Source organism: Monashia sp. HAY1-5C (assembly GCF_056755255.1).
In genome coordinates this window covers 20,578-27,415 of sequence record NZ_JBPGXG010000052.1, presented here as the reverse complement: position 1 = coordinate 27,415, position 6,838 = coordinate 20,578, and the positions used below count along the sequence as shown (strand labels likewise).

The window sequence follows — 6,838 nt, the reverse complement described above, 5'->3', positions numbered from 1 at the left end:
CGGCAGCGTCAGATGTGTATAAGAGACAGTTGCAGGGCAGGGGGAAGGGCGAGCGGAGCGGTTCGGGGAGTTCCCCCCACTTCCCCCGGGCGCTCGGCATTGCTCCGCGTGCCGAGCCATGGTGGTGAGGAGGGGTTTCAGGGCAGGGCGCGGTGGATCGCCGACGCTGGGCGGTCGCGGAGGGCGCGCGGCGGCTGCCGGGACCTTGCGCGGTGGCTGGCTCAGGTGGCGGAGCAATGCTGAGCGGCCGGGTGGAAGTGGGGGGACGGGCGAAGGAGGCGGCCTGGGCCGCTGTGGCACGCGGCCGCGGAGCGCGCGGATGCGGAGCACGGCGGCCGGACCTTGCGCGCGGTGGCTGGCTCAAGTGGCGGAGCAATGCCGAGGGGCCGGGTGGAAGTGGAGGGGATGAGCGAAGGAGGCGGCCTGGGCGGCTGTGGAGCACGGGGCCGCGGAGCACGCGGATGCGAGGCACGGCGGCCGGACCTTGCCGGGTGGCTGGCTCAGGTGGCGGAGCAATGCTGAGGGCAGATGTGAGGGTACGTGGGAGGCCGTGTTCCGGCGTGTCATCGCGACGCTGGCACGTTGGCTCATGCGGCGGAGCAATGCCGAGCGGCCAGCGGGCAGGGCGGGCGTCCGAACGAGGCCCGCTCCCCACCAGGCCGCTCCCCACCAGGCCGCTCCCCACCAGGCCGCTCCCCACCGGGCCGCTGCCCGCCGTCTCGCTTTCGCGCGGGTCTGGTCAGCCGCCGACGTGCACCTGCGGGCGGCGGGCGGCATCCGGCTCGGCGCGCCGGATGATCTCGTGGGTCAGGGGCGGGATGTCACCCTCGCCGGCGAGCAGGAAGCGCAGGACATTCAGACCCGGCGGCTTCTCGCTCCACTCGAAGTAGATGTGCGGGGGCTTGCTCATCTGCTCCCGGACGTCGAGGAGCACCGCAGCGAGGACGTTGGGCACCGAGGGCCCCGTGGCCCGCAGGACGTAGTGCGCCCCGACGACGGCCGAGGTCACCTGCACCGTCGTGGCGAAGTCGCTCGCGTCGGTCACCTCGACCTCGAGGAAGATCGCTCCCTGCCGCGCCGTGAGGTGGTTGTGCATCCGCACCTCCATCGACTTGGCGCGGTACTCCTCCCGGTCGCCGGCGTCGATCTTGTTCGCGATGAACCGCAGCGGCTGCTGGCCGAGCGCCGCGTCGTCGAGGATGGCCCGCGCGCCCCCGTCGTACACGACCCGCTGCACCCGCAGCTCGGTGGAGCGCGCGATCCGGGACCACACGCTGATGACGACGATGAGCGCGATGAACAGCAGCGCGATGACCAGACCCTCCGGCCGCTCCTCGACGGTGATGGTGATCGTGTAGAGGAAGATCGCGCTGACCACGCCGAAGAACACCGCCGTGCCCCGGTGCCCGCGCCGCAGCTCGGTGAGGAACACGGCGACCGCAGCCGAGGTCATGAGCGCGAGCACGCCGGTCGCGTAGGCACCGGCCTGTTCGTCGACGTTCGCCCGGAACGCGAGGGTCACGACGGCGGCGATGAACGACAGGACGAGCACGAGCGGACGGGTCGAGCGCGCCCAGTCCGGCGCCATGCCGTATCGCGGCAGGTAGCGCGGCACGATGTTGAGCAGTCCCGCCATCGCCGACGCGCCGGCGAACCACAGGATGCCGATCGTCGACGCGTCGTAGACCGTGCCGAACCCCTCGCCGAGCAGGTCGTGGGCCAGGTAGGCGAGGGCGCGACCGTTGGCCGGGCCCCCTGGCTCGAACGCGGCGTGCGGGATGAGCAGCGTCGTCACGAGCGAGGACCCGATGAGCATGACGCTCATGACGAGGGCCGCGGTCGTCAGCAGCTTCTTGGCGTTGCGGATCCGGCCGGCCGGGTTCGCCGGGGTGTCCTCGGGGTCGCCCTGGACGAGCGGCATGACGACGACTCCGGTCTCGAAGCCGGACAGGCCGAGGGCGAGCGCAGGGAACACGAGCAGGGCGGCGCCGATGATCCCGAACGGCGCCGAGTGGGCCGACGTCATCGCGTCGACCCAGTCACCGAACGCGGTCGGGTGGTTGCGGATCTCGACGAAGCCGCGGACCACGACGACGAGGCTCAGGCCCAGGTAGGCCGCGACGAGGACGACGGCCAGGCCGATGGCCTCCTTGAACCCCTTGAGGAAGATCGCGGCGAGCAGCAGCAGGAGCGTCAGGGTGACGCCGACCTGGTGCCCGCTCAGCGTCGAGCGCAGGTACGGGTTCTCGATGAGGTGGGCGCTCGCGTCGGCGGCCGAGAGCGTGATCGTGATGACGAACCCGGTGGCGACGAATCCGATGAGGGCGAGGACGAGGATTTTGCTCGGCCAGTAGGACAGGAGCCGCTCGAGCATCGAGAGGCTTCCGTCGCCGTGCGGGCTCTCGGTGGCCACCCGGCGGTACATCGGCAGCGCGCCGAAGAGCGTGATGAGCACGAGGACGAGCGTCGCGATCGGTGACAGCGCCCCGGCCGCGAGGGCCGCGATGCCCGGCTGGTAGCCGAGCGTCGAGAAGTAGTCCACGCCGGTGAGGCACATGACCCGCCACCACGGCTGCACGTGCTGCTGCGCCGTGGCCTCGGTCTCGCGCTCGTAGTAGCCGCCCGGGTCGGGCTGCTCCTCGGCGTCGAGGAACCATCGGAGGAAGCGGGTGTGCTCCGGTGCTGACGTCGTCACGGCGGAGGAGTCTAGGGGCGGTTCCCGAGAACGGTGCCCGTCCGCGGCGGCGACGCGTCAGCAGGAAGGTGACGTGGGGGACAGCCGCGTCCGGCCGGTTCGGGCGCGCCACGCCTGGTAGGTCAGTGACAGGCCGACCACGGCGAGGGCCCACAGGGCGTGCAGCCCGTTGACCGCGAGGAGCGCCACGACCGACGCGAAGGCGACGACGGCACACCACCAGCCGAGGCTCCACCGGTCGAGCAGCCGCAGCGCCGACGCCGTGCCGAGCACGTAGACGAGGGTGAAGCAGCCCGTCGCGAGCAGCATGAGCGGCGTCAGGCCGAGGTCGAGCACGGCGGTGACCGCGAGAGCGGTGGCCGACGAGCCGGCGATGACGGCGATGCTACGGCGCGGCACCTGGCCCGGTCCCGAGCCGCGGGCGAGCCAGCCGGGCAGGGCTCCCTCGCGCGCCAGCGACGCGCCGAGCCGCGACCCACCGGCGAAGTAGGCGTTCATCGCCCCGACGGTGAGCAGCACGGCGACGACGGCGGTGACGACGCGTGCCTGCTCGCCGAGGGCGATCGCCATGAGGTCGGACAACGGTGCGGCGCTCGACCCGGCGGCCGGGCCGAGCACGAGGATGCTCGTCGCCGCCAGCCCGAGGTAGAGCACCCCGACGACGGCCACGGCGATGCCGGTGGCGCGGGGCACGTCGCGCCGGGGGTCGCGGTAGTCGCCGGCGAGCGAGGCCACCGCCTCCCACCCGGCGAAGCCCCACACGAGGACGGCCGCGGCCGAGCCGACGGCGCCCCAGCCGTGCGGTGCGAACGGAGTCAGGGACTCGCTGCGACCGTGCGGCAGGGCGAGGGCCATCGTCGCCGTCATGAGCAGGGCGAGCACCGTGGCCAGGCCGAGCTGGACGCGTCCGGAGAATCGCAGCCCGGCCGCGTTCATGAGGCCCGTGCCGAGGATGAGGGCGGCGGCCACCACGAGGGTCGTCGCGCGACCGCCGCCGACGACGTCGGCGACGTACCCGCCCGCCATCATCGACGCGGGGGGTGCCCCGACCGGGATGGCGAGGTAGAAGCACCAGCCGACAGCGCCCGCGGCCCGGTCGCCGAAGGCGCGGCGGACGTACGTCGAGACGCCACCGCCGTCGGGGTGCCGGGCCCCGAGCGCGGCGAAGGTGCTCGCCAGCGGTACCGACAGCACGACGAGCGCCGCCCAGGCGAGGAGGGAGGCGGGGCCGGCGATCCCGGCGGCGAGGGCGGGCAGGGTGATGACCCCGGTGCCGAGCACGGCGCCGACCGACAGCGCCGTCCCCTGCGGCACGGTGAGACCTCCGGGCGCGGTACCGATGGCGTCCTGGCGGGGCGGCGACTCGCGGGCGGTGGTCGACGTCATGGACCGAGCCTGCCTGCCGAGTGGACCGGTCGGAAGGTCCATTACCACCCGAGTCGTTTGGGCCACTCTAGGCTGGGGGCGTGGAGCTGCACGTCACCCTGACCGGAACGGGCGACCTGACCGCCCAGATCTACGCCCAGGTGCGCGACGCGATCCTCGACGGCCGCCTCGCCGGCGGGGACCGGCTCCCCGCGTCCCGCGACCTCGCCGAGCGGCTCGACGTCGCCCGCGGCACGGTCACCGCGGCCTACGACCGGCTGCTCGCCGAGGAGCTGCTCGAGGCCCGACGCGGCGCCGGCACGTTCGTCACACCGGGCTGCATGCCGCCGGCAGCCGGTCGGCGCACGTCCCGGGGCGGCGGGGTGGTGGTGCCGCGCGGGCCGTGGCGCGTCGCGGGAGCACCGCCACAGGTGCCCGGGCCGGTCGCGGTGGACTTCTCCGTCGGCGTGCCCGACCCGGACCTGTTCCCGTTGGCGACCTGGCGGCGTCTCGCGTCCGGGGTGCTGCGTCGCGGACGGCTCGCCACCGTCACCTACGGCGACACCGGCCCGTCGCGGCTCGAGGCGCAGGTCGCGCGGTACGCCGGACTGTCGCGGTCGGTGGCGGCCCGGCCGGATGACGTCGTCGTGACGGCGGGAGCCCAGCAGGCCCTCGACCTCGTCGCACGCGTCCTCGTCGAGCCGGGGGAGGTCGTCGCCGTCGAGGACCCGGGCTACACGGCGGCCGCACGCCTCCTCGAGACGCACCGCGCCCGGGTCCGCGGCGTGCCCGTCGATGCCGAGGGCCTCGTCGTCGACGCCCTCCCCGCCGGCGCGCGGCTCGTCTACGTCACGCCGTCGCACCAGCACCCGACCGGGGCAGTGATGTCGCTGGGTCGCCGGATCGCCCTGCTGCAGTGGGCTTCCCGGCATGATGCCGTCGTCGTCGAGGACGACTACGACAGCGAGTTCCGGTTCGCCGACCGCCCCCTCGAGCCGTTGCAGAGCCTCGACCGCGAGGGCCGGGTCGTGTACGTGGGCTCCTTCTCGAAGTCCCTGCTGCCGTCGTTGCGCGTCGGGTACGCGGTGTCACCGCCGTCGCTGTCGGGGGCGCTGCGCGAGGCGCGTCGGGTGACGGCGTGGGCCGGTGACGCGGTGACGCACGAGGCCCTCGCCGACTTCCTCGTCGAGGGCCATCACGGCGCCCACGTCCGTCGTGCCACGAAGGTGTACCGCGAGCGCCGAGAGCGGCTCCTCGACGCGCTCGCGGGGCTCGACGAGCACCTCGAGGTCGTGCCGTCGGCGGCCGGCCTGCACGTCTGTGCCGTGCTGCGCGACCCGTCCGCCGACGACGTGGCGCTCGCCGGGCAGGCCCGGGCCGCAGGCGTCTTCGTCGAACCGCTGTCGACGCGCTACCGCGACCAGCCGGTCCGTCATGGGTTGGTGCTCGGCGTCGGTGCGGCGCCCGCCGACCGGGTGGCGGCCGGGGTCGCGGCGCTCGCCGCCTGCCTCAGGCGTCCGCGTCGATGACGTCGCGCGGGTGGCGTCGGACGATGGCGAACTGTGCCGCGAGAGGGACGATGCCGAGGATGAGGACCATCGGCACGGCGAAGCCAACGCGGAGGTTGTCCGAGCCGACGGCGCCGGTGAGGACGGCGCCGAGGAGGGCGCCGGCGTAGTTGAACTGGTTGAAGCGCGCGATGACCTGGTCGACCTTGTCGATGCGGGCCTCGCCGGTCAGGCCCTCGCCCCCGGCGATGGCTCCCGCGGCAGAGAAGCTGAGGGGGGCGATCGTCGCGACGGCGCCGCCGAGGACGGCGAACCCGACGACCGCGACCCACCACGTCGGCGCGAACACGATGACGGCGAGCGAGACCGCGGCGACGACCCCGCTGATGCGCAGCAGCCACACGGCACCGTGCCGGTCGACGAGCCCGTCGCCGAGGGCGCGCGCGAGGAGGGTGGCGAGCAGGTAGGGCAGCGTCGCCAGGGCGGTGAGGGCCTGCGGCGCGTCGAGGGTGCCGTCGAGGTAGACGGGTCCCCACGTCGTGGCGGCGGTGTCGACCATGTAGAAGAGGACCATCGCGACGCCGAGGAGCAGGATCCGGCGCCACGGGACGTCGAGCGGCCCGGCCGTCTCGGCGAGGCGGTCACGGCGCACGAACGGGGCGGCCAGGCCGGCGAGCGGGAACACGAGCAGCGGGAGCAGCGGCGCTCCCAGCTCGACCGACGCGGTGGCGAGCGTGATGAGGGTGCCGAGGACACCGCCGGCCGTCCAGAAGCCATGGAACGAGGGCAGGATCGGGCGTCGGTACAGGTGCTCCACCGTGACAGCCTGCATGTTCGAGGACGCGTCGACGAGCCCGAGGGCGAGGCCGTACGCCGCGAGGCCGGCGACGAACACGGCGAACGCCGGCGCGACGAGCAGCACCGCGAACCCCGCCGTGGCCAGCACGAAACCGACCCGCACGACGACCGCGCTCGACGCGCGCTTCGCGACGACCTCCGCGAGGACCGAGCCGACGCCGGCGAGCAGCACCACCATGAGCAGCAGGCCGCTGACGGCGAGCTCGTCGAGGTCCCGGCGGCGCTGGATCATCGGCAGGCGGGTCGTCAGGGAGATGAAGAGCAGGCCCTGGACGAAGAAGGCGGCGCCGGCGGCGAGCCGCGAGCGGCGCAGGGCGGGCGCCTCGGTCTGGACCGTCACGGTGGCTCACGATGGACCCCGCGCGGTCGCTCGTCAAGCGCTCCGGGCCGGGCGAGGACGACGAGCCGGACG

Annotated in this window: 4 protein-coding genes; 1 reads left to right on the top strand and 3 read right to left on the bottom strand. The window is 73.8% G+C overall.

Features of this window, described 5'->3' with window-relative positions; translation table 11 throughout:
• Positions 1–739: 739 nt before the first annotated feature.
• Complete coding sequence (locus tag ACR9ZK_RS10095) at positions 740–2,695, bottom strand: APC family permease (RefSeq protein WP_481341766.1); 1,956 nt, start codon at positions 2,693–2,695, stop codon at positions 740–742.
• 57 nt (positions 2,696–2,752) lie between these two features.
• Entirely contained in the window at positions 2,753–4,081 is a 1,329-nt protein-coding gene (locus ACR9ZK_RS10090; RefSeq protein WP_481341765.1) for an APC family permease, read from the bottom strand.
• A gap of 80 nt (positions 4,082–4,161) precedes the next feature.
• On the opposite strand from ACR9ZK_RS10090, the gene pdxR reads away from it, so the two are divergent.
• The gene (pdxR, locus tag ACR9ZK_RS10085) at positions 4,162–5,589 is read left to right on the top strand and encodes a MocR-like pyridoxine biosynthesis transcription factor PdxR (RefSeq protein ID WP_481341764.1); all 1,428 of its coding nucleotides are present in this window, start codon (positions 4,162–4,164) and stop codon (positions 5,587–5,589) included.
• Here the strand turns inward: pdxR and ACR9ZK_RS10080 are convergent.
• Positions 5,570–6,766: an MFS transporter gene (locus ACR9ZK_RS10080; protein WP_481341763.1), complete on the bottom strand. Its 1,197-nt coding sequence runs from the start codon at positions 6,764–6,766 to the stop codon at positions 5,570–5,572. The two genes, pdxR and ACR9ZK_RS10080, sit on opposite strands and share 20 nt — an antisense overlap.
• Between the last annotated feature and the right edge of the window lie 72 nt (positions 6,767–6,838).

Excerpts from the sequence above, each read along its gene's own strand:
- ACR9ZK_RS10090 (WP_481341765.1), bottom strand. The coding sequence starts at position 4,081 with ATGACGTCGACCACCGCCCGCGAGTCGCCGCCCCGCCAGGACGCCATC.